Source organism: Caballeronia sp. LZ035 (genome assembly GCF_031451175.1).
Classification (GTDB): domain Bacteria; phylum Pseudomonadota; class Gammaproteobacteria; order Burkholderiales; family Burkholderiaceae; genus Caballeronia.
In genome coordinates this window covers 3,037,203-3,060,415 of the sequence record NZ_JARUXS010000001.1, presented here as the reverse complement: position 1 = coordinate 3,060,415, position 23,213 = coordinate 3,037,203, and the positions used below count along the sequence as shown (strand labels likewise).

General features: G+C 65.1%; 22 protein-coding genes. 13 read left to right on the top strand and 9 right to left on the bottom strand.

Going from position 1 to position 23,213, the window contains the following annotated elements; translation table 11 throughout:
- Nucleotides 1–3 precede the first annotated feature (3 nt).
- On the top strand, nucleotides 4–702 hold the full coding sequence (locus QCE88_RS14345; protein WP_309902908.1) for a histone H1-like DNA-binding protein: 699 nt from the start codon (nucleotides 4–6) through the stop codon (nucleotides 700–702).
- A 276-nt stretch (nucleotides 703–978) separates the two neighbouring features.
- Here the strand turns inward: QCE88_RS14345 and QCE88_RS14340 are convergent, their stop codons facing one another.
- The 9 genes from QCE88_RS14340 to QCE88_RS14300 form a co-directional block, all read right to left on the bottom strand.
- On the bottom strand, nucleotides 979–1,458 hold the full coding sequence (locus QCE88_RS14340; RefSeq protein WP_309833377.1) for a hypothetical protein: 480 nt from the start codon (nucleotides 1,456–1,458) through the stop codon (nucleotides 979–981).
- An 18-nt stretch (nucleotides 1,459–1,476) separates the two neighbouring features.
- Nucleotides 1,477–2,415 carry a carbohydrate kinase family protein gene (locus QCE88_RS14335; protein ID WP_309902906.1) on the bottom strand — a complete coding sequence of 313 codons (939 nt, stop codon included), beginning with the start codon at nucleotides 2,413–2,415 and terminating at the stop codon, nucleotides 1,477–1,479.
- Nucleotides 2,416–2,545: 130 nt separating this feature from the next.
- A complete protein-coding gene (gene tpx, locus QCE88_RS14330) occupies nucleotides 2,546–3,046 on the bottom strand; it encodes a thiol peroxidase (protein WP_309833375.1) in 501 nt (166 codons plus the stop codon).
- A 117-nt stretch (nucleotides 3,047–3,163) separates the two neighbouring features.
- Nucleotides 3,164–4,486, bottom strand: a complete 1,323-nt coding sequence (locus QCE88_RS14325; RefSeq protein WP_309902904.1) for a DUF3426 domain-containing protein — start codon at nucleotides 4,484–4,486, stop codon at nucleotides 3,164–3,166.
- 50 nt (nucleotides 4,487–4,536) lie between these two features.
- Complete coding sequence (gene prmA / locus QCE88_RS14320) at nucleotides 4,537–5,439, bottom strand: 50S ribosomal protein L11 methyltransferase (RefSeq protein ID WP_309902901.1); 903 nt, start codon at nucleotides 5,437–5,439, stop codon at nucleotides 4,537–4,539.
- Between the two features lie 34 nt (nucleotides 5,440–5,473).
- Nucleotides 5,474–6,841 (bottom strand): acetyl-CoA carboxylase biotin carboxylase subunit, encoded by a 1,368-nt coding sequence (gene accC / locus QCE88_RS14315; RefSeq protein ID WP_309902899.1) that lies wholly within the window; start codon nucleotides 6,839–6,841, stop codon nucleotides 5,474–5,476.
- A 200-nt stretch (nucleotides 6,842–7,041) separates the two neighbouring features.
- Nucleotides 7,042–7,515, bottom strand: a complete 474-nt coding sequence (gene accB, locus QCE88_RS14310) for an acetyl-CoA carboxylase biotin carboxyl carrier protein (RefSeq protein ID WP_309902897.1) — start codon at nucleotides 7,513–7,515, stop codon at nucleotides 7,042–7,044.
- A 438-nt stretch (nucleotides 7,516–7,953) separates the two neighbouring features.
- On the bottom strand, nucleotides 7,954–8,508 hold the full coding sequence (locus QCE88_RS14305; RefSeq protein ID WP_309902895.1) for a TlpA disulfide reductase family protein: 555 nt from the start codon (nucleotides 8,506–8,508) through the stop codon (nucleotides 7,954–7,956).
- Between the two features lie 17 nt (nucleotides 8,509–8,525).
- Complete coding sequence (locus QCE88_RS14300; protein WP_309902893.1) at nucleotides 8,526–9,173, bottom strand: UDP-N-acetylmuramate--alanine ligase; 648 nt, start codon at nucleotides 9,171–9,173, stop codon at nucleotides 8,526–8,528.
- Between the two features lie 146 nt (nucleotides 9,174–9,319).
- Between QCE88_RS14300 and mpl the strand changes: the two genes are divergently transcribed.
- From mpl to araH, 12 genes are all read left to right on the top strand, one after another.
- Nucleotides 9,320–10,762 carry a UDP-N-acetylmuramate:L-alanyl-gamma-D-glutamyl-meso-diaminopimelate ligase gene (mpl, locus tag QCE88_RS14295; RefSeq protein ID WP_409018121.1) on the top strand — a complete coding sequence of 481 codons (1,443 nt, stop codon included), beginning with the start codon at nucleotides 9,320–9,322 and terminating at the stop codon, nucleotides 10,760–10,762.
- Nucleotides 10,759–11,358 carry a YqiA/YcfP family alpha/beta fold hydrolase gene (locus tag QCE88_RS14290; RefSeq protein ID WP_309902890.1) on the top strand — a complete coding sequence of 200 codons (600 nt, stop codon included), beginning with the start codon at nucleotides 10,759–10,761 and terminating at the stop codon, nucleotides 11,356–11,358. Before mpl ends, QCE88_RS14290 begins: the two co-directional genes overlap by 4 nt.
- Nucleotides 11,359–11,446: 88 nt before the next feature.
- Entirely contained in the window at nucleotides 11,447–13,519 is a 2,073-nt protein-coding gene (locus tag QCE88_RS14285; RefSeq protein WP_309902888.1) for an RNB domain-containing ribonuclease, read from the top strand.
- Nucleotides 13,516–14,358 (top strand): shikimate dehydrogenase, encoded by an 843-nt coding sequence (gene aroE / locus QCE88_RS14280; RefSeq protein ID WP_309902886.1) that lies wholly within the window; start codon nucleotides 13,516–13,518, stop codon nucleotides 14,356–14,358. Before QCE88_RS14285 ends, aroE begins: the two co-directional genes overlap by 4 nt.
- A complete protein-coding gene (gene mtgA, locus QCE88_RS14275) occupies nucleotides 14,358–15,119 on the top strand; it encodes a monofunctional biosynthetic peptidoglycan transglycosylase (RefSeq protein ID WP_309902885.1) in 762 nt (253 codons plus the stop codon). Before aroE ends, mtgA begins: the two co-directional genes overlap by 1 nt.
- Nucleotides 15,120–15,502: 383 nt before the next feature.
- Nucleotides 15,503–16,456 (top strand): IclR family transcriptional regulator, encoded by a 954-nt coding sequence (locus QCE88_RS14270; protein WP_309902883.1) that lies wholly within the window; start codon nucleotides 15,503–15,505, stop codon nucleotides 16,454–16,456.
- Nucleotides 16,453–17,430, top strand: coding sequence for a 2-dehydro-3-deoxygalactonokinase (locus QCE88_RS14265; protein ID WP_309902881.1), 978 nt, complete (start codon nucleotides 16,453–16,455; stop codon nucleotides 17,428–17,430). The genes QCE88_RS14270 and QCE88_RS14265 overlap by 4 nt, the downstream gene beginning before the upstream one ends.
- Before the next feature lie 16 nt (nucleotides 17,431–17,446).
- Nucleotides 17,447–18,136, top strand: a complete 690-nt coding sequence (locus tag QCE88_RS14260) for a 2-dehydro-3-deoxy-6-phosphogalactonate aldolase (RefSeq protein WP_309902878.1) — start codon at nucleotides 17,447–17,449, stop codon at nucleotides 18,134–18,136.
- Nucleotides 18,133–18,912 (top strand): SDR family oxidoreductase, encoded by a 780-nt coding sequence (locus tag QCE88_RS14255; protein WP_309902876.1) that lies wholly within the window; start codon nucleotides 18,133–18,135, stop codon nucleotides 18,910–18,912. Before QCE88_RS14260 ends, QCE88_RS14255 begins: the two co-directional genes overlap by 4 nt.
- A gap of 134 nt (nucleotides 18,913–19,046) precedes the next feature.
- Entirely contained in the window at nucleotides 19,047–20,054 is a 1,008-nt protein-coding gene (locus tag QCE88_RS14250) for an arabinose ABC transporter substrate-binding protein (RefSeq protein ID WP_309809827.1), read from the top strand.
- A gap of 60 nt (nucleotides 20,055–20,114) precedes the next feature.
- Entirely contained in the window at nucleotides 20,115–21,629 is a 1,515-nt protein-coding gene (gene araG / locus QCE88_RS14245; RefSeq protein WP_309902873.1) for an L-arabinose ABC transporter ATP-binding protein AraG, read from the top strand.
- 42 nt (nucleotides 21,630–21,671) lie between these two features.
- Nucleotides 21,672–22,688, top strand: coding sequence for an L-arabinose ABC transporter permease AraH (gene araH, locus QCE88_RS14240; protein ID WP_309902871.1), 1,017 nt, complete (start codon nucleotides 21,672–21,674; stop codon nucleotides 22,686–22,688).
- Nucleotides 22,689–23,213: the final 525 nt, after the last annotated feature.

Here is a 23,213-nt window from a genome sequence, read left to right as displayed (position 1 = left end):
ACCATGGCACTTGCCAAGAAAAAAATCGCCGTCAAAAAGGCTGCAGCAAAGAAAGTCACCGCCAAGAAGGCAGCTCCGGCGAAGAAGGTCGCAGCCAAGAAGGTCGCTGTGAAGAAGGTCGCGGCCAAGAAAGTCGCAGCCAAGAAAGTAGCGGCGAAGAAGGTCGCAACGAAGAAGGTCGCGACGAAGAAGGTTGCAGCGAAGAAAGTCGCAGCCAAGAAAGTAGCAGCGAAGAAGGTCGCAGCCAAGAAGGCGCCCGCGAAGAAGGCCGCGGCGAAGAAGGTTGCAGCCAAGAAGGTCGCAGCCAAGAAGGCGCCCGCGAAAAAGGCCGCAGCCAAGAAGGTCGCAGCGAAGAAAGTAGCGGCCAAGAAGGCGCCTGCGAAGAAGGCTGCCGCGAAGAAGGCGCCTGCGAAGAAGGCCGCAGCGAAGAAGGCCGCTGCGAAAAAGGCTCCCGCGAAAAAGGCTGCTGCGAAGACCGCAGCCCCTGCGCCTGCGCCTGCTGCTGCTGCGCCCGCTGCGAAAAAGGCCCCCGCGAAAAAAGCGCCGGCCAAGAAAGCCGCTGCTGCGAAGAAGACCACGGCCGCCGCTCCTGCCACGACGGCAACGACTGTTTCGGCACCGGCTCCGGCCCCGGCCGCAGCGGTCAAGACGGCGTTGAACCCGGCAGCGGCATGGCCGTTCCCGACGGGCAGCCGTCCGTAAGTTCGCGTAGCAGGCAGCAATCCGGCACATTGCGATGTGCCTTGAGTCCGGGTAATGCTACCCGGACTGAACCCGCCGTCCGGGGCAACCCGGCGGCGGGTTTTTCATTTTCTGATTCGTATGGCGGGAACGCGCAGCGGCGATTGCTTCAAGCCCGTCGAATCGAGAAACTCGCTGCGCGCGGGCAAATAAAAAAGCGCATGCATCGTTCGATGCATGCGCTCGATCAGTCCTGTCGCGCCGTGATGTGCCTCAGCGTCTTAGTGTCTCGACGTCTTAGTGTGTGACGCGCGTCACGCCGCCGCTCGACAACAGACGCACCCGCTCGCCTGCCTGGAAGACTTCGCCGCTGGCGGTCTGCGTGATGGCGCGGAGGTCGCCGTTGTCGAGACGCACGGTGATCTCGAGGCCGTTCTTGGTGGCCACGTTATTCTCCACCGCGTTGCCCGCCACCGCGCCCGCCAGGCCGCCGATGATGCCCGCGATGATCGAGCCGTTGCCGCCGCCGATCGCGCTGGCCGCCGCAACGCCGCCCAGCGCGCCGCCGCCGATGGCGCCCAGGCCGCTCGGCTGGCCGTTGTTCGAGCTGATCTTCACGCCCCGCACGCTTTCGACGGTGGCCATGCGGACCGTCTCCTCGCGCTGCGCCTGCGACGACGTATAGACGTCCGGCGAACTGCTGTTAGAGGCGCAGCCGGTCATCGCCACTGAGCCGATGAGCGCCGCCGCCAGCACGACACGACTTACCGTTTTCATACCCTTGCTCCAAATCAGTTACGACAGGCTATTTCCAAATGCCTGCTGGTAGCGTGCTTCGATCTCGGCGCGCGTGGGCGCGTAAGTCTGCGGCCCCTGATGCTCGATTTTCAGCGCGCCCATCAGGCTCGCGAGACGCCCGGTTTTTTCCCAGCCAAGCCCATTTTCAATGCCGTAGAGCAGGCCGCCGCGGAACGCGTCACCGCAACCGGTGGGGTCGACCACTTGCTGCGCCTGCACTGCCGGTACTTCAAGCACGCCGTCCGCGTGATAGATCTGCGCGCCGTGTTCGCCCCGCGTAATCACGAGCGCCTTCACGCGGCTCATGATGTCTTCAATCGACCATCCGGTCTTGTTGCTCAACAGCTTGGCTTCGTAATCGTTGACCGCCACGTAGGTGGCAAGTTCAATCATGCGACAAAGCTCCACACCTTCAAGGATAGGCAATCCCTGACCCGGATCGAAGACGAATGGCACGCCCGCTTTGGCAAACCCTTCGGCATGCTCGCGCATACCTTGTGCCCCGTCCGGCGCGACGATGCCGAGCGAGACGCCGCGCGCTTCCTCGGTGCGGTTGAGGTGCGATTCCATCATCGCGCCCGGATGGAACGCGGTGATCTGGTTGTTCGCGAGGTCAGTGGTGATGAAGCACTGCGCCGAGTGCTGGTCGGGCAGCACGCGCACGTATTCCTTCGACAAACCAAGCGCGTCGAGCCGGTCGATGTACAACTGCGCATCCGCCTCGCCCAGCGTGGCCATGATCTTCGCGTCGCCGCCCAGCAACTTCAGCGCGTAAGCGATGTTGCCCGCGCAGCCGCCGAAGTTGCGGCGCATCGTCGGCACCAGGAAGCTGATGTTCAGCATGTGTACCTGGTCCGGCAGGATGTGGTCGCCGAAGCGGCCCTGGAAGGTCATGATGTTGTCGTAGGCGAGCGAGCCGCAGATGAGCGTAGCCAAGGCGAACGTCCTTATTGTTGGAAGCCGGAAGAGGAAAAGCGCAAGCGCATGCGAGGCGCGACGGCTGCCGGATGTCGAGCATCGCGCCTCGCATGCGCGCGGGCCGCGCAGTGCGGCCCGCGTTTCGGAATTACTTCAGTGCAGCAAGTGCGGCGTCGTAGTTCGGCTCTTCCTTGATCTCAGGAACGAGTTGCGAATGCAGCACCGCGTTGTTTTCGTCGAGCACGACGACTGCGCGCGCCGTCAGGCCGCGCAGCGGGCCGCTCGTGATGTCGACGCCGTAGGACTGCGCGAATTCATGGCCGCGGAACGTCGATGCCGACACGACGTTCTCGAGCCCTTCGGTCGTGCAGAAGCGCTTCATCGCGAAGGGCAGGTCGCCCGACACCACCACGACCACCGTGTTGTCCAGCTTGCTGGCGGCTTCGTTGAACTTGCGCGTGGAGGTGGCGCAGGTCGGCGTGTCGAGGCTCGGCACGATGTTCAGCACTTTGCGCTTGCCGGCGAAGCTGGCGAGCTTGACGTCGCCGAGATCCGTGCCGACCAGCGTGAACTCGCTGGCCTGCTGGCCCTTGCCCGGGAACGTGCCGCCTACGTCGATGGGATTGCCGCCGAGGGTAACTTGACTCATGTTGCGCTCCAGAGAATTGTCAGATGCTGACGGGAAAACCGCGCGTGCGCGAACCGCGAAGGCCGTGACGCGCGTCGTGTGGAACAGGGGGCCGGGCGCGCGTGCGCCGGCCCGCCATTACGGATAAAAGACCTGAACCCGGTAGTTCGCGGCGACGGCGTCGCCGGTATCTAGCCGGATGACGACCGGCTGCGCGCTCTGCGGCGGCAGGCCGATGGCGAATATCGTACCCGGTCGCGCGTAATCCTGCGGCCAGAGCACACGGCGGATGGCGACATTGTTCTTGTCGTCGAGCAGCGTGAGTTCGAGCGCGGGGTAGGCGAGCGCGACATCCATCCGGTTGCGCAGCGAGAGCTTCAGTTCGAGCTTGTGCGGGCCGTCCACCTGACGCAGTCCCGAGCTTTCGATCTGGAGTCCGTCGATGTCGCGCGGCGGCGACACCTTGCAGCCGAGCTGATCGCAGACATCGGCATAGAGGGCATGCGCGCCGGGCACGGTCACCATCACGGTCTCGCGTTGCCACCAGGCGAGTTGCGCGATGAGGAGCAGCACCAGCAGCACCGCCAGCACGATCCCGGCGATACGGCCGCCCTTGCCCTTGCGCGTGCTGCCCACGGGCTCGGTCACGGGCGGGCGGGGCGCGTCGTGCAGGGTGTCATGCATCGTTTCGCGCATCGCGGGAAAGGCTTCGTTGGCACTGGCCGCGCGCGTGGCGCCGGCGCGTCTTTCGCCGAAACCGGGTTCAGGATCGTCGGCCCATGCGGGCGCGGCGGCGGGCTCCGGCGCGGGACGCGGCGGCTCCGGCTCCGGCGGCTTGCCCACCGGGCCGATGAACGGCTCAGCGCGATCGTCGACCGGATCGAATGACGAAGAGGCCGGCCTGAACGGCGGCGGAGCCGGTTCAACCGGCGACGCAAAAGGCGCATCGGGCCGCGTCTGCGGCGCGCCCGCGCGAACGAACTGCTTCACGCGCGGCGGCGCTTGCGGTTCCGCGGAAGGTTCGTTGGCGGCGTCGCTCGATGCGCTTTGCGGCGCGTCGTCGCGCGGCGCCGGCGCGGACGTCGGTGGCGATGCCGGAACATGCGCGTAGACCGTGCGGTCTTCGTCGTCTTCGGGCGTTGGAAGGGGAGCAGCAGGTGCAGCAGGTGCCGCGGGCGGCGGCGCAAACGGCCGGGGCTTCGGCGGCGCGTCCGCTATGGGCGGCGTGTCAGCGGGAGCGGTATACGTGGACGGGCCGATGGCGGCTTCATCGTCGATGATCGCGGCATGCTGCGGCATGGCTGGCGCGGCGGTTTCGTCGGGAAGTTCGAAGCGATGATGCGCGGCGTCGAAAACCTCCTGACAGTGGCCGCAGCGCACGCGACCGTCATGCGGCGCGAGCAGGTGAGGGTCGAGCTTGAAGACGGTTTCGCAGTGGGGGCAGCGGGTTGCCAGCGCCATATAAGAAGTGCCGTTGGCCTTGCGGCCGGTTCGTGGACGATGGCGCTATTTTAATGACTTTCGCGCCGCGTTCCCGCCAGACATACCCAGCCTTCGTGCTCACGCCAGACGCCGATGTCGATCCACTTCGCATAGGCCGCCGCGACCTCGTCGGCCTGGCGCGCGAGCACGCCCGACAACGCAATCCGGCCGCCCGGCCTGACCTTCGACGAGAGCATCGACGCCATCAGCTTGAGCGGATTCGACAGAATGTTCGCGACGACGATATCGAATTCGCCGGCCGGACATTCGTCGGGCAGGCCGTAGGTGACGGCCGCGTGATTGCGCTCGCTGTTGTGGCGCGCGGACTCGACCGCCTGCGGATCGATATCGATGCCGGTGACCGGATCCGCACCGCATTTCTTCGCAAGAATGGCGAGGATGCCGGAGCCGCAGCCATAGTCGAGCAGCGACTGTCCGGGCTGGACCGATTGCTCGAGCCATTCCATGCAGAGGCGCGTGGTCGGATGGCTGCCGGTGCCGAAGGCGAGACCCGGATCGAGTTCAAGCACGAGCGCGTCCGGGTCCGGTGCGTCGTGCCACGAAGGCACGACCCAGATGCGCTCGCCGATGGAGATCGGATCGAACTGCGCCTGCGTCAGCCGCACCCAGTCCTGCTCGGCCACGTCGCGCACGCTGAAGGAGGGCGTCGCACTCAGGCCAATCTCGTTCGCGGCCGCCGCCAGCAACACAGCCGGTTCGGCGTCCTCGGCGAGCAGTGCCACCACGCGCGAACGCTTCCACGCGCTCTTTTCTGGCACGAGACCGGGCTCACCGAACAGCGGTTGTTCGTCGGGCGTGTCGGCGTCGGCGTCCTCGACGGAAACCGACAGCGCGCCCACGTCGAGCAGCGCATCCGACAGCGCTTCCGCGTGCTCGCGGTCCAGTTCGGCGATCAGTTCCCGGTAACTCATGCTGACTCTCTTGCGGTTTTCTTGCTTGCGGGCTTCAGGACTCTTCGGCCACGGCCGCCTGACGTGCGGCGAGCTTGTTTTCGAGGTAATGGATGCTCGTGCCGCCTTCGACGAACTTCGCGTCGATCATCATCTCGCGATGCAGCGGGATGTTGGTCTGAATCCCTTCGACCACCATCTCCGACAGCGCGATGCGCATGCGGTTGATGGCCTGCTCGCGGGTCGCGCCGTAGGCGATCAGCTTGCCGATCATCGAATCGTAGTTCGGCGGCACGAAGTAATTGGCATAGGCGTGCGAGTCGACGCGGATGCCCGGGCCGCCCGCCGTATGCCAGGACGTGATGCGTCCCGGCGACGGCGTGAACTTGAAGGGATCTTCCGCGTTGATCCGGCATTCGATGGCATGTCCGCGGAACTGGATGTCCTTCTGGCGGACCGAGAGCTTCTCGCCGGCCGCGATGCGGATCTGCTCCTGCACGATGTCGACGCCGGTGATGAGCTCCGTCACCGGATGCTCGACCTGCACGCGCGTGTTCATCTCGATGAAGTAGAACTCGTTGTTCTCGTACAGGAACTCGAACGTGCCCGCGCCGAGGTAGCCCATCTTCTTGCAGGCGTCGGCGCAGCGGTCGCCGATGCGTTCGATCAGACGTCGCGCGATACCCGGCGCCGGCGCTTCCTCGATCACCTTCTGGTGACGGCGCTGCATCGAGCAGTCGCGCTCGCCCAGCCAGACGGCGTTGCGGAACGAATCCGACAGCACCTGGATCTCGATGTGACGCGGATTCTCGAGGAACTTCTCCATGTAGACCTGCGGGTTGCCGAAGGCCCGTCCGGCTTCCTCGCGCGTCATGTTGACCGCGTTGACCAGCGCTGCCTCGGTATGCACCACGCGCATGCCACGCCCGCCGCCGCCGCCCGCCGCCTTGATGATGACCGGATAGCCGACTGCGCGGGCAATCTTCACGATCTCGCGCGGATCGTCCGGCAACGCGCCTTCCGAACCCGGCACGCACGGCACGCCGGTCTTGATCATGGTCTGCTTCGCCGTGACCTTGTCGCCCATCAGGCGAATCGTCTCCGGGCGCGGGCCGATGAACGTGAAACCCGATTGCTCGACGCGCTCGGCGAAATCCGCGTTCTCCGAGAGGAAGCCATAGCCGGGGTGGATCGCTTCGGCGTCGGTGACTTCCGCCGCGCTGATGAGCGCAGGCATGTTCAGGTAGGAGAGGTTGGACGGCGCCGGTCCGATGCACACGGCTTCGTCGGCGAGCTTGACGTACTTGGCTTCCTTGTCGGCTTCGGAGTAGACGACAACGGTCTTGACGCCCAGCTCGCGGCACGCGCGCTGGATGCGAAGCGCGATCTCGCCGCGGTTCGCAATAAGAATTTTTTCAAACATGGTGGGTCGGCTCATCAACGGGCACGCGCGAGCGGCCCTCGGGGATCCAATCGGCGGCGCGCGCGGCTCGGGCGAACGAGGTCTGCAAGCGAGTCTGCGCGCTGGACGCAATGCCGGACAGCAATGGCGACGGCATGGGCAAAAAGCGCGCGTTCAGGCTGCGTTCGACGAAGAAGCGGCACATCCGGCGCGGTGGCGCGTCAGTCGCCGATGACGTAGAGCGGCTGGCCGTATTCGACCGCCTGACCGTTCTCGACGAGGATTTCCTTCACGACGCCGGCCTTGTCGGACTCGATTTCGTTCAGGAGCTTCATGGCTTCGATGATGCACAGCGTCTGGCCTTCCTTCACCGTATCGCCGACCTGCACGAACGGATCCGCGCCCGGCGAGGGTGCGCGGTAGAACGAGCCGACCATCGGCGAGGTCACGACGTGTCCCTGCACGGCCGCGGCCGGTGCGCCGGCGGCAACCGGGGCGCCGGCTTCGCCCACCTGGCCCATGTGCGGGGCGGACGGCATCGGCGCTTGCGGCGCGTACTGCTGCGGCGCCTGCATGTACACCGGCGCGGCGTTCTTGACGATGCGAACCTTGCCTTCGCCTTCTGTCACTTCCAGCTCCGAGATGCCGGATTCCGAGACGAGGTCGATCAGCGTTTTGAGTTTACGAAGGTCCATCGAAAAATCCCCTTTCAATACTTGGAGACCGGGGCTGCCCGGTGCTTGACTTGATGTTTGGGTGCTGTGACTGTTCAGCCGCGAGCCGATGCGGCAGCCGCCTGGCTGCGCTGGCCCGCCTGCCCGAACGGCGCGGGTATGACCGCTCCCGGTGCTGCACGGCGGCCGTCACCCGATTCACGGATGGCAGGCCCAACGTCGAGGCAAGCTCGCAGCACCGGCAGAGTAGTCATGGTCGCTTCGGGTTGTGCGGAATTGGGCGCACTTTAGCGCCGTTTAGAGAATTTTGTCTAGTTTTACCCGTTGGGCCAGGCGTCGAGCACGAGACAAATTATCGCGCCCGCCGCCTGCTCATCTCGAATTTGGCTCAAGATCGCCGTAATGTACCCTAACTCGCGGCTTACTTAATGCAACTTGCGCGCAGACTTGAGTCAAATTTTACAAGCTATCGAGGATGCGTTTGAGTTCCGCGCTGTCCACTTCGCCTAATTTTGTCGACCGAACGGCGCCTTTTGCGTCGATCACGACGGTAAAAGGCAAAGCGCCAGCACTGTTGCCGAAGCTGCGCGCAAGATCTGCACCGCCGAATCCGGTGACGTAGACGGGGTAGGCCACCGGCACTTTCTTGAGGAAGTCGTTGACGTTTTTTTCGCTGTCGACGCCCAGTCCGATGAAGGTAATGCCCTTCTTCTGGTACTCGCGCTGTAACGCGGACAGTTCCGGCATTTCCTTGACGCACGGCCCGCACCACGACGCCCAGAAGTTGACGACCACCGGCTTGCCCTTGAATGCGGCCAACGGCTGCGACGTGCCCGCCGCGCCCGGTGGCGTTGTCTTCCAGAGTTGGTCGACGGGGTTGCCGGCCGGTGTGCCGCTGCTGGCCTGCGTCGCGGCCTCGCTGTCATTGCCGGTGAAGACGTGGCCCGCGTAGAGGCCGCCGGCCGTTGCGGCGACCGCAACCACGAGGGCCGCGAAAATGCGTGTGGTGTTCATGAGCGTCCGGAAAAGTATCAGCCGCCGATGTCGAGCGGCGGCGCATCGGATTGATCGAGCAGCGAGCGAACCGTTGTGGCATTGGCGCGAGCGAGCCGCCCGCGGCCGTCCGCGCGCACTGCGCCGCGCAGATCGTCCGGGCCGTACAGCGCGATATGCACGCCGACCGGCTCCTCACCCGGGGTGCGCTGCAGGAAGCTGAGCGTCTCGACGTAGCCGCGCCCGGCGAAATGCCGCGTCTCCGAGACGTCGTACTGCACGTTGTTGTTCAGCAGGTAGATGGCGACTTCCTTCGGGTTGTCGCAGAAGCATTGCAGATGGACATCCGAATGTTCGCCTGCCGTGCCGTTCAGCACCGCGCCGGTCAGATAGGGATCGAAGGGCTTGAGCCGTTCCATCCAGTCGAGCGCGGCTTCGCGCATGCGGCGAAGCAGCGCCGGCTGACTGTCGCTCTGGAAAATCGCCTGGTACTCGCGGATTTCCTCTTCGATCTGGTCGTTATCAGGCAGGAATTCGCCGCCGATCTTCGTCTCGCCGACCACCTGCTTCGCGGCCTTGCGCTTGGCGGTGGCGTAGTCGAGACCGTCTTCGGCGATCATTCTCGCAGCGGCGATCGCGATTTCCTCGCGCACCCGCTGCGGATCGAAATGTGATTTGCGAACCATGCCGAAATGATACTAGATAACAGCAGGCAGCCATTTTGGCCGGCTTCGGCACCCGCCGCTGGGGACGCCGGAGGGCGGGGTTCGCTCGGTTACAATAGCCTCTCTCAGGCGCGCTCCCGCAAGGGTTTAAACCCAGGCGCCATTCCCTGTTTTCAGCACTGAATCTGAATCGCCCGCGCGGCGCGACACGCTTTATGCACATCCACATCCTCGGCATCTGCGGCACCTTCATGGGCGGACTCGCCGTCCTGGCGCGCGAAGCGGGCCACAAGGTTACCGGCTGCGACGCGGGCGTCTATCCGCCGATGAGCACGCAGCTCGAAGCGCAGGGCATCGAGTTGATTGAAGGGTATGGCGTCGAGCAGCTGGCGCTGGAGCCGGACCTGTTCGTGATCGGCAACGTGGTGACGCGCGGCAATCCGCTGATGGAGGCCATCCTCGATCGCGGGCTGCCGTACACGTCCGGCCCGCAATGGCTCGGCGAGCATGTGCTGAACGGCAAGTGGGTGCTGGCCGTGGCCGGCACGCACGGCAAGACCACCACGAGTTCGATGCTCGCGTGGCTGCTCGAAGACTCGGGCATGAACCCGGGCTTTTTGATCGGCGGCGTGCCGCTCAACTTCGGCATTTCCGCGCGACTGACCGATTCGAGTTTCTTCGTGATCGAAGCAGACGAATACGACACGGCGTTCTTCGACAAGCGCTCGAAGTTCGTCCACTATCGCCCGCGCACCGCAGTGCTCAACAACCTCGAATTCGATCACGCCGATATCTTCCCGGATCTCGCTGCCATCGAAACGCAATTTCATCACCTCGTGCGCACGGTGCCCGGTATCGGGCGCATCGTGACGAACGGACGCGAAGCGGCGCTCGAACGCGTGCTGACGCGCGGCTGCTGGTCGGGCGTCGAGCGCTTTGGCGTGCAAGGCGGCTGGGAGGCATTGCCGGCTGCTGACGGCGCGGCCGTCGACGAGCAATTCGCCGTGTACTGGGAAGGCGAACGTCAGGGCGTGGTCGACTGGCAGGTACAGGGCGAGCACAACCGCTTGAACGCGCTCGCAGCGATTGCGGCAGCGCGCTCGGTGGGCGTGCCGGCGGCGCAGTCGGTGAAGTCGCTCGGCAGCTTTCGTAACGTCAAGCGCCGCATGGAGATCAAGGGCAGCGTCGACGGCGTCACCGTGTACGACGACTTCGCGCATCATCCCACCGCCATCGACACGACCGTCGCCGGATTGCGCACGCGCATCGGCGCGTCGCGCATCCTTGCCGTGCTCGAACCGCGTTCCAACACGATGAAACTCGGCACGATGAAGGCGCAGCTTCCGGCCAGCCTCGCCGGCGCGGACCTGGTGTTCGGCTACGGCGCGCGCGAAGGCCGCGACAAGCTCGGCTGGGATCTGGCCGACGCGCTTGCGCCGCTCGGCGACAAGGCAAGGGCATTCAACGAAATCGAACCGCTGGTGAAGGCAGTCACGGCCGCCGCGCGTCCGGGCGACCACGTCCTCGTCATGAGCAACGGCGGCTTCGGCGGCGTCCATCAGAAACTGCTCGACGCGCTGTCGGCGCGCGGCGCCGGAGGACGGGCGTGATTCTCTATCTGCACGGCTTTCGCTCGTCGCCTGAGTCTTTCAAGGCGCGCGTGATGCATGCGCGCCTTGCGGAACTCGGCCGGCTCGACGAATGGCGGTGCCCGACGCTGCCGGTCTCGCCGTCCGATGCCGTCGCGCTCGCGGAATCGCTCGTGGCAGACGAAGCGGCGCGTGACGTGACGGTGGTCGGCAGTTCGCTCGGCGGCTACTACGCCACGTATCTCGCCGAGAAACACGGCTGGCGTGCCGTGCTGCTGAATCCCGCCGTGGTGCCGCAGCGCGACCTGAGTCATTTCCTGGGCAAACAGCCGCTGTGGCACGGCGGCGGCAGCATCACCGTGCTGCCGCGTCATCTCGACGAACTGCGCGCGCTCGCGGTCGAACGGATCACGCGGCCCGAACGCTACTTCCTGATCGCGGCGACGGGCGACGAAGTGCTCGATTACCGTACGATGCTCGACCACTATCCCGGCGTGCGCACCACGCTGATCCAGGGCGGCGATCATGCGATCAGCGACTTTCCGGCGCATCTCGCCGACGTGCTCGCGTTCTGCGATGAGGCGCCGCCGCCGCTCGTCACGCCCGCTGCGGCGTGAATCCGGGCGTCGAACCCATTCATCCACCGGCGCGCGGCCCCATCACCATCGGCCTGCGTTCCGGTCCACTGTCTGACGAGAGTATTGAGTGAACGTTTTCTTCGAGGAATCGGGTAGTTTCAAGGCCGGATCGGTGCTGTCCAAGCAGGGCGACGCGTTCCAGGTCGAGTTGCCGGGCGGACGCCGCGCCAAGGTACGGGCGAAGGACGTGCTGATCGAGTTCGAGAAGCCCGCCGCCGGCGACCTGATGCAGGAGGCCGACGCGATCGCGCAGGAGATCGATCTCGATTTCCTGTGGGAATGCGCGCCCGACGAGGAGTTTCCGTTCGCCACGCTCGGCGCGGATTATTTCGGCGACAAGTTCGGCCCCACGGAACGCGCCGCGCTCGTGCTGCGGATGCACGGCTCGCCGGTCTACTTCCGTCGCAAGGGACGCGGCCAGTATCAGCGCGCGCCGCAAGAGCAGTTGCAGATGGCGCTCGCCTCGCTCGAGCGCAAGCGTCAGCAGGCGCTCGTGCAGCAGGGCTGGGAAGAGGAACTCAAAGCCGGCAAACTGCCCGAGGCGCTGAAGGGCAAGGCCATCGGGCTCCTGACGAAGCCGGACAAGAACTCCAGCGAGTACAAGGCGCTGGAGGCGGCCGCCGCCGCGCGGGGCATTTCGCAGGCGCGGCTGATGCTCGAATGCGGCGGCATCGCGTCGCCGCGCGCGCTGCATGAAGCGCGCTTCCTGTCGGAGCACTTTCCGCACGGCATCGGCTTTCCGGCGGTGCAGCCAGCGCCGCTGCCCGAGGATCTGCCGGAAGCGAACGTCCAGGCGTTCTCCATCGACGACGTCACCACGACCGAAATCGACGACGCCTTCTCCGTCGAACATCTCGCCGATGGCCGCGTGCGCGTGGGCATCCATATCGCGGCGCCGGCGCTCGGCATTGCGCGCGACGACGCCATCGACGCAATTGCGCGCGGGCGCCTGTCCACCGTCTACATGCCCGGCGACAAGATCACGATGCTGCCCGACAACGTCGTCGAGGTCTTCACGCTCGGTGAGGGCGGGCTGCGTCCGGCGCTGTCGCTGTACATCATCGTGAATCGCGAGACGCAGGAGATTGTCGCCACCGAGACGCGCGCCGAGCGCGTGTTCGTGAAGAGCAACCTGCGGCACAACCATCTCGATGAACACGTCACCGAGGAAAGTCTCGCCGCCGGCACGGGCGAGTATCCGCACAAGGACGACATCGCGGTGCTGTGGCCGCTCGCGCAGGCGCTGTTCGAAAAGCGCCAGGAAGCGCGCGCCGGCTATGGCCTGCGGCGTGAAGTGCAGCGCAACAACGACTTCAACTTCTATGTCGATGGCGAGCACATCACGATCACGCCGCGCCGCCGGGGCTCGCCGCTCGACCTGATCGTCGCGGAACTGGCGATTCTCGCGAATTCGTCGTGGGGCGCGTTCCTCAATGACCACGGCGTGCCGGGCATCTATCGTTCGCAGCGCGGCTTCGGCGGTCCGGGTCCGAAGCGCACGCGTATGCAGACAACGCCCGCGCCGCACGAAGGGCTGGGCGTCGCGCAATATGCGTGGAGCACGTCGCCGCTGCGCCGCTATGTCGATCTTGTGAATCAGTGGCAGCTGCTCGCCTGCGTGCAGCATGGCGTGATGGCCAAGCTCGCCGCGCCGTTCAAGCCGAAGGACGCGGATCTTTTTGCCGTCGTGCAGGGTTTCGACGACACCTACAGCGCCTACGCGGATCATCAGCGCCGCATGGAGTATTTCTGGTGCCTGCGCTGGCTCCGGCAGGAGAATCGCAAGCAGGTGCCGGCGTCGGTGATCAAGGACGATCTCGTGCGTCTCGAAGAGATTCCGCTGGTGCTGCACGTGCCGGGCCTCGGCGTGCATGCGCGCGGCACGCGCGTGATGCTGGAAGTCGTCTCGACCGACGAGCTGACCGTCGAGGCGTCGTGCCGTCTGCTGCACGTGATCGATGCGCCGTCCGTCAGCGCGCCGGCCGAGGAAGACGAGGCTGAGGAGGAGATCATCGAGGCCGATGATCTCTCGGCGCAAAGCGAGGCGGAAGCGTCGGCCGAGGCGTCGGCCGAGTCACCGGCTGATGCGCCTGTTGCCCCTGACGATGCACCGCAACCCCCGGAGCCGAGCGGATCATGAAAGATCGTTATGCGGTGATCGGCAATCCGGTCGAGCACAGCAAGTCGCCGTGGATCCATGCAAGGTTCGCCGTGCAGACGGGCGAGCCGGTCGAATACGGGCGCATGCTCGGGCCGCTCGGCGGTTTCGAGCCGGAAGTGCGGCGCTTCATCGCGTCGGGCGGGCGTGGCCTGAACGTCACGGTGCCGTTCAAACTCGAAGCGCACGCGCTGGCTGATTCGCTGTCGCCGCGCGCCGCGGCGGCCGGCGCGGTCAATACGCTCGCGTTCGGCCCCGATGGCGTGCGCGGCGACAACACCGACGGCGTCGGACTCGTGCGCGACATCGAAGTGAATCTCGGCGTGAGCCTGAAGGGCGCACGCATCCTGCTGCTCGGCGCGGGCGGCGCGGCGCGCGGCGTCGTGCTGCCGATCTTCGAGCGCGCCCCGGCTGCGCTCACCATCGTCAATCGCACGGCGGCGAAGGCGGATCAACTCGTCGACCAGTTCGCGCCGAACGCAGCCGAAGCCGGCGTGCGCTTCTCGGGCGGCAGCGCGGCGAGCGTCGAGGGCGGCGCGTATGACGTGATCGTCAACGCGACGGCCGGCAGTCTCGATGCCGCGCTGCCCGAGTGCGACGACAGCGCCTTCGGCCCGGCCACGCTCGCTTACGACATGATGTACGGCGCGCAGCCCACCGTGTTCATGCAGCACGCGTCGCGGCTCGGCGCGCGCGCGGCGGACGGGCTCGGCATGCTGGTCGAGCAGGCCGCCGAGTCGTTCTTCGTCTGGCGCGGCGTGCGTCCCGACGGCGGCGCCGTGCTGCGCGAGTTGCGCCAGTCGCTGGCCGCGAAAGCCTGATGACCACCGCGCCGGTCGGCGGCCGAACGCCATCGGGCAGCGCGCGGAGCCGCCGCGAGGTGCGGCTCGGGCCGGCGCGCTGGATTCTCTACGGCGTCTCGGTGCTGGGCATCGCGTTCTTCGCCACGCAACTTTGGTTCTTTGCCCAGGTCGGCATCTGGACGGTCGTGAATCCCGGACCGACGGCCTTCATGCGCAGCGACGCCTGGACGCTCGCCAAAACGCATCCGGGCGTCACATTGCAGCGCACCTGGGTTCCCTACGACCAGATCTCGCGCAATCTGAAGCGCGCGATCATCGCGTCCGAGGACGCCAACTTCGTCAACAACAACGGCTACGAAACCGACGCCATCCTGCAGGCGTGGGAGAAGAACAAGACGCGCGGAAAGATCGTCGCAGGCGGCTCGACCATCTCGCAGCAGCTGGCCCGCAACCTGTTGCTGTCGCGTGAGAAGAGCTACATGCGCAAGGCGCAGGAGCTCGCGATCACCTGGATGCTCGAATTCTGGATGGACAAGGAACGCATCTTCGAGATCTATCTGAATTCGGTCGAATGGGGCAACGGCGTGTACGGTGCGGAAGCCGCCGCGCAGCACTATTACAAGACCTCGGCGGCGAAGCTCACGGCCTGGCAGAGCGCCCGGCTCGCTGTCATGCTGCCGCGCCCGAAGTACTTCGACGATCACCGCAACGCGCCGTATCTGTCGCAGCGGGCGGGCGTGATTGCACGCCGGATGGGCGCTGCCGAGCTGCCGCAATGAGTTTTAGCTGAGACCCAATAAACAAGATAAAGCCCTGATTCGTCAGGGCTTTTTTGTTTTTGTAAAGTGGCGCATCAGACATTAACCTCCCATTATGTGAGTCGCACGATCACATATTGAATAAATCAACCGGCCAGAACTACAATCCGACCAAAGCTGGAAAACGGCACTGCGCGTGTCACCGGATCAGCCGCCCAGGCTGACTCCGGCACGCGACAAGAACAACGGAGACACGTCATGCATTCGATCGCCTGCCCGCGCTCGCGGGCTGTTTCGTACGCGCCATTCGCTTCCTCGCAGTGTCATTCGGCCTCGGCGTTCCGCGCGATGACGCCGTCATTCGCGTCCCGCCGCGCTTCGTGATCCGTCAGGAGACCCGCGCCATGACTCAATTCCAGAATCCCGAAACCGACGCCGCCGACGCCGCCGACGTCCAGGCCGCTCACACGAGCGGTCCGGACCTGAAACGCAACGGCACGGGCGCCGCGCGGCATGCGCCGGATCCGGACGCGATCGCACTGCCGAGCGCGCTGGTCGACATCACGCCGCAACAGGCCGGCACGCAGACGCTGCTGCGCGGCCTCGCGATCCTCGAAGCCGCCGCCAACGGCGCGCGCGATCTGCGCTCGTTCGGCGCGGCGCTCGGCACCACGCGCAGCACGACGCACCGGCTGGTCAGTTCGCTGGTGCAGGCGCGCTATCTGCGCCAGGTGCAGGGCGGCTATCTGCTCGGACCGAAGCTGATCGAGCTGGGCACGATCGCGCTGGAACAGATGCCGCTGACAGCGGTCGCGCGTCCGCATCTTCAGGCGCTCGCCGACCATACGCACGACACCATTCACCTCGGCGTGCGCGACGGCGACGACGTCCTCTACATCGACAAGATTCCTGGCACACGCGGGCTGGAAATGCGTTCGCGCGTCGGGCACCGCATGCCGCTGGCATCGACGGGGATCGGCAAGGCGATGATGCTCGACCTCGAAGCGAACGCGTGGAAGAGGTTGCTCGACGCGTCGCATCGCGTGCTGGCGAAGACCAGTTTCAAGCCCGACAACCGCCCCGACTTCGACACCTTCCTGCAACGCATGACGCGCTACGCGCAAGGCGGCTTCACCTTCGATCTCGAAGAGAACGAAGCGTCGATCCGTTGCGTAGCCGCACCGGTGCGGGACGCGTCCGGCGCGATCGTCGCGGCCTTGTCGGTGGCGAGCACGATTCCGTACATGCCGCACGAACGCATGGAAGAACTGATCCCGGTCGTGCAGCGCGAAGCGCGCGCGATCTCCGAGGAACTCGGCTGGCGCGCGCCGCAGCCGTCGCGCAGGATCAAGCGATGAGCGCAACGGCATCCGGACCCGCACTCATCGCGCTCGACTGGGGCACGACCTCCCTGCGCGCCTATCTGCTCGGCGCCGATGCCAGCGTGCTCGACACGCGCGCATCGTCGGCGGGCATCATGAAACTGCCCGAAGGCGGCTTCGACCAGGCGTTCGAGGACACCTGCGGCACGTGGCTCGACGCGCATCCGCACCTGCCCGTGATCGCGGCGGGCATGGTCGGCAGCGCGCAAGGCTGGGTCGAGGCACCTTATGTCGAAACGCCCGCCGGCGCGGATGCGCTCGTCGGCGGCATCGTCACGGTGCAGACGGCGCGCGGCGTGGCGCTGCATGTCGTGCCCGGCGTGCTCGAACGCGGCACGCTACCCAATGTGATGCGCGGCGAGGAAACCCAGATCTTCGGCGCGCTGGCGAGCGAACCCTCGCTGGGCGCCTCGGGCGGCGCGCTGATCGGCCTGCCGGGCACGCACGCCAAGTGGGCGTTCGTCGGGCAGGACCGCATCGAGCGCTTCTATACCTTCATGACGGGCGAGACCTTCGGCGCACTGCGCGACCACACGATCCTCGGCCGCACCATGCATCCAAGCGCGACCCACGATGAAGCGGCGTTCCTGCGCGGCGTCGATACGGCACGCGATGCCGGTCATCCCGGCGTGCTCGCGACGATCTTCAGCACGCGCACGCTGGGCCTCACCGGCCAGTTGACGGCGGAACAGCAGTCGGACTATCTGTCGGGCTTGCTGATCGGACACGAACTGCGCGGCCTCAACGAAGTGCTGTTGCGCGAACAGGCCGCGCTGGCGGGCAAGACGCTGCGCCTGATCGGCAACGACGCGCTGTGCGACCGCTACCGCGCCGCACTGGCGCGCTACGGATGCCACGAGGCACGAACGGTCGCGCACGCCACCGAGCGCGGTCTTTACCGAATTGCCGCGCAGGCCGGGCTGGTGTCCGCGCCGTCGCGCGCGGCCTGAGATGGAGTCACGAGACATGCAGCCTCCCATCAACCTGCCCGCGCCGTACGGCATGCACGGCGGCCTGGCAAAGGCGTTCGCCGCCTGCCCGCTGGTCGCGATCCTGCGCGGCGTCACGCCGGCCGAAGCCGCCGATCACGGCCGCGCGCTGTATGCAGCGGGCTTTCGCATCATCGAGGTGCCGCTCAATTCGCCGCAGCCGTTCGACAGCATCGCGGCCATCCGCCAGGCGCTGCCGGACGACGCGATCATCGGCGCGGGCACCGTGCTGCATCCGAGCTACGTCGACAACGTGAAGGCCGCGGGCGGCGAACTGATCGTGATGCCGCACAGCGACGCCGACGTGATCCGCGCCGCGAAGGCGCAGGGCATGGCGTGCGCGCCGGGTGTCGCGACGCCGAACGAAGCGTTTCTCGCGCTGAAGGCGGGCGCGGACGTGCTGAAGATGTTCCCGGCCGAGCAGCTCGACCCGACCGTGACGAAGGCCTGGCGCGCAGTGATTGCGAAAGAGGTGCCGCTGGTGCCGGTCGGCGGTATTTCTCCCGACAACATGGGGCCGTTCCTGACGGCCGGCGCGAATGGTTTCGGTCTCGGCTCGGCGCTGTACAAGCCGGGACAGAACGCCGAGGTGACCGCGCATCACGCGAAGGCGTTCATCGACGGACTGGCGCTGGCGCGAGGTGAACACGGAGGTGAGAAGAAATGAGCCGCCTCGCCGGCAAGGTGGCGATGGTCACCGGCGCGGGACGCGGCATCGGCGCGGCGATCGCGCTGGCCTTCGCGCGCGAAGGCGCTGCGGTGGTGCTGGCGGAACTCGACATCGACACTGCGCAGGCCACGGCCGAACGCATCGCGGCGGAAACGAACAACGCGCGTGTCTTCGCGCTGCGCACGGATGTGACGCAGAGCGCATCGGTGAAGGACGCGGTGGAGCAGGCGCAGGCCCGGCTCGGCCCGCTCGACGTGCTGGTGAACAACGCCGGCATCAACGTGTTCTGCGATCCGCTCACCATGACCGACGACGACTGGCGCCGCTGCTTCGCCGTCGATCTCGACGGCGTGTGGAACGGCTGTCGCGCGGTGCTGCCGGGCATGGTCGAACGCGGGCGCGGGAGCATCGTGAACATTGCGTCGACGCACAGTTTCAAGATCATCCCGGGCTGCTTTCCGTATCCGGTGGCAAAGCATGGCGTGATCGGCCTGACGCGTGCGCTCGGCATCGAGTACGCGCCGAACAACGTGCGCGTGAACGCGATCGCGCCGGGTTATATCGAGACGCAGTTGACGCTGGACTGGTGGGATGCACAGGACGATCCGCGGGCCGCGCGTCAGGCGACGCTCGACCTGCAGCCGATGAAGCGCATCGGCCAGCCGCGCGAAGTGGCGATGACGGCCGTGTTCCTGGCGTCGGACGAGGCGCCGTTCATCAACGCGAGCTGCATCACGGTGGATGGCGGGCGCAGCGCGCTGTACCACGACTGATTCAGATGAGAAGAATGACGCACTGGCCGCTGTGCGACATCACACATGAAAAAAAGCGGCCACACACCTTCGTAGCTTCGTAGCGCCCGCACGCGGGCATCTTTGAAATAACGGAAAAAGTCAGGAGACACAAGATGAAACGCAGACTGTTCCTCACGCTGATCGCTGCCGCCACGGCCACGAGCGCCTCCATGATCGCGGCGCCGGTCGCGCAGGCCGCCGACGACGTCAAGATCGGCTTCCTCGTGAAGCAGCCGGAAGAGCCGTGGTTCCAGGACGAGTGGAAGTTCGCCGAAATGGCCGCGAAGGAGAAGGGCTTCACGCTCGTGAAGATCGGCGCGCCGTCGGGTGAGAAGGTGATGAGCGCCATCGACAACCTCGCCGCTCAGAAGGCGCAGGGCTTCATCATCTGCACGCCGGATGTGAAGCTCGGGCCGGGCATCGTCGCGAAGGCGAAGGCCGACAAGCTCAAGATGATGACGGTCGATGACCGTCTCGTCGACGGCTCGGGCAAGCCGATCGAATCGGTGCCGCACATGGGCATCTCGGCATACAACATCGGCAAGCAGGTGGGTGACGGCATTGCCGCCGAGATCAAGAAGCGCGGCTGGGACATGAAGGATGTCGGCGCGATCGACGTGACTTACGAACAGCTGCCGACCGCGCATGACCGCACTTCGGGTGCCACTGACGCGCTGGTCGCCGCCGGTTTCCCGAAGGCGAACATCGTGATGGCGCCGCAGGCGAAGACCGACACCGAGAACGCGTTCAACGCGGCCAACATCGCGCTGACGAAAAACCCGCAATTCAAGCACTGGGTGGCTTACGCGCTGAACGACGAAGGCGTGCTCGGCGCGGTGCGCGCGGCGGAAGGCCGGGGCTTCAAGGCGGACAACATGATCGGCATCGGCATTGGCGGTTCGGACTCGGCGTTGAACGAGTTCAAGAAGCCGAACCCGACCGGCTTCTTCGGCACCGTCATCATCAGCCCGAAGCGTCACGGCGAAGAAACCTCGGAACTGATGTACGCGTGGATCAAGGACGGCAAGGCGCCGCCGCCGCTGACGCTCACGACCGGCATGCTGGCGACGCGTGACAACGTGGCTTCGGTGCGTCAGCAAATGGGTCTGGCGTCGAACTAAGTCTTTCGTGCAGCAAGCGGGCCGCGCGTGCGTGGCCCGCCGATGAAATCAGGAGGCGATGTGTCAGCGACGCTGCGGTTTGACAATATCGGCAAGGTGTTCCCAGGCGTGCGCGCGCTCGACGGCGTGTCGTTCGACGTCAACGCCGGCGAAGTTCACGGTTTGATGGGCGAGAACGGCGCGGGCAAATCGACCTTGCTCAAGATTCTCGGCGGCGAGTACCAGCCCGATTCGGGGCGTGTGCTCATCGATGAAAAGGAAGTGCATTTCGCGAGCGCGGCGGCGTCGATCGCCTCGGGCATCGCGGTGATTCACCAGGAATTGCAGTACGTGCCGGACCTGACGGTGTCCGAGAACCTGTTGCTCGGCGCGCTGCCGAACCGGCTCGGCTGGGTCAACAAGCGCGCGGCCAGGAAGCACGTGGCCGAACGGCTTGAGGCGATGGGCGTCGATCTCGATCCGAACGCGAAGCTGCGCAAGCTTTCCATCGCGCAGCGGCAGATGGTGGAGATCTGCAAGGCGCTGCTGCGCAATGCGCGCGTGATTGCGCTGGACGAACCGACCAGTTCGCTTTCGCATCGCGAGACCGAAGTGCTGTTCAAGCTGGTGCGCGATCTCCAGGCCGACAAACGTGCGCTGATCTACATCTCGCACCGCATGGACGAGATCTACGAGCTGTGCGACACGTGCACCATCTTCCGCGACGGGCGCAAGATTGCCTCGCATCTGTCGCTTGCTGAAGTGCCGCGCGACACGCTGGTGCAGGAGATGGTCGGCCGCGAGATCAGCGATATCTACAACTACCGCGCGCGCCCGCTCGGCGATGTGCGTTTCTCCGTGAAGAACGTGCAGGGCCCGGCTTTGAGCGCGCCCGCGAGCTTCGAAGTGAAGCGTGGCGAGATTGTCGGGTTCTTCGGGCTGGTGGGTGCGGGCCGCAGCGAACTGATGCATCTCGTCTACGGCGCGGACAAGAAGAAGGACGGCGCGATTGCGCTCGACGGCCAGCCGATCAAGGTGCGCAGCACCGGCGAGGCGATTCGTCACGGCATCGTGCTGTGTCCGGAGGACCGCAAGGAAGAGGGCATTGTCGCGATGGCGACGGTCGCCGAGAACATCAACATCTCGTGCCGGCGGCACTATTTGCGCGGTGGCTTGTTTCTCGACCGGAAGAAGGAAGCGCAGACGGCGGACCGTTTCATCGAACTCTTGAAGATCAAGACGCCGAGCCGCAGGCAGCGCATCCGGTTCTTGTCGGGCGGCAATCAGCAGAAGGCGATTCTGTCGCGCTGGCTGGCGGAGCCGGATTTGAAGGTCGTGATTCTCGATGAGCCGACGCGCGGCATCGACGTTGGCGCGAAGCATGAGATCTACAACGTCATCTATCAGCTGGCGGAACGGGGCTGCGCGATCGTGATGATTTCGTCGGAGTTGCCGGAGGTGCTGGGTGTGTCGGATCGCATCGTGGTGATGCGGCAGGGGCGCATAGCGGGCGAACTGCCGCGTGAGAAGGCGAATGAACAGGCGGTGCTGAGTCTTGCGCTGCCGCAGTCGGACAGCGTGGCGCAGGCGGCGTGAGCCGGCCGGACGGCGACGGAAAGGACAAGAGAGGAGTCAAACATGGAAGCTAGAGAAAACATCGTGGGGCAGGCGGCCGAGACGGTGGCGAATACGCTGATCCCGCAGAAGAGTGACAAACAGAAGTGGTGGCAGCAGATCACTGAATACAGTTTGATCGTGATTTTCATCGTGATGTTCGTGACGATGTCGGCGACTGTCGATCACTTCTTCTCGATCGAGAACATGCTGGGTCTGGCGTTGTCGATTTCGCAGATCGGCATGGTCGCGTGCACGATGATGTTCTGTCTCGCATCGCGCGACTTCGATCTTTCGGTGGGTTCGACGATCGCATTTGCTGGCGTATTGTGCGCGATGGTGTTGAACGCGACGGATAACACGGCGATTGCGATTGTTGCGGCGGTGGCGGCGGGGGCGGTGATTGGTTTCGTCAACGGCGCGGTGATTGCGTACTTGCGCATCAATGCGTTGATTACCACGCTGGCCACGATGGAGATTGTGCGTGGGCTGGGTTTCATTGTGTCGCACGGGCAGGCGGTGGGCGTGTCGTCGGATACGTTCATTGCGCTGGGCGGACTTGCGATGTTCGGGATTTCCCTGCCGATCTGGGTCACGCTTGCGTGTTTCATCGTTTTTGGCGTATTGCTCAACCAGACTGTGTATGGGCGTAACACGCTGGCGATTGGCGGTAATCCGGAGGCGTCGCGGCTTGCGGGGATTAATGTCGAGCGGACGCGGGTTTGGATCTTTTTGATTCAAGGCGCGGTGACTGCGCTGGCGGGGGTGATTCTCGCATCGCGGATTACGTCGGGGCAGCCGAATGCTGCTCAAGGGTTTGAGCTCAATGTGATCTCGGCTTGTGTGTTGGGTGGGGTTTCGTTGTTGGGCGGGAGAGCGACGATCTCCGGCGTCGTGATTGGCGTGCTCATTATGGGCACGGTTGAGAATGTGATGAATCTTCTCAATATCGATGCGTTTTATCAGTATCTCGTGAGAGGGGCGATTTTGCTTGCTGCTGTCTTGCTTGATCAGTTGAAGAATCGCGGTTCGAGGGATTAAGGTTTTTGCGTCCGCTTGCGCTTGGTTCTTTGCTCGCGCTTCTATGGACTTCCTGTATTCGCGTCGGTCTATTGGCACTGCCCTTCCCCGGGGCGGGGGTAACTTTCTTTGCTGCTGCAAAGAAAGTCACCAAAGAAAGCAGCTTTTTTTTCCGCCCAGCGTCATCAAATGGGCGCAGCACAGAACGATGTTTCTGGCCCTGCACTAGCGAGTGCCCTCATAGGCCAAACGGGGCGTGGATCGCGGACCCACTGAGACAAACTGCCGTTTAACGAACTGGTGCAGCACCTGAAAGTTCCGGCCCAGCGCTCCGCGCTGCCGAAGGGTATGCAAAGGAATCCGGCGGGAGGCACGAACAATGAGATGGATCCGTTAGCAAGGAAGCACGGGCAGACCCGATTGACCGGTCGGCGGCGCGCAGCGCAGCGCCGGAGCTTTGAGGGGCTGTACCAGTGTGATTGAGGGCGCGGTTGCATAGTGGGTCCGCGATCCACGCCCGGTGAGGCCTTTGAGGGCACTCGCTAC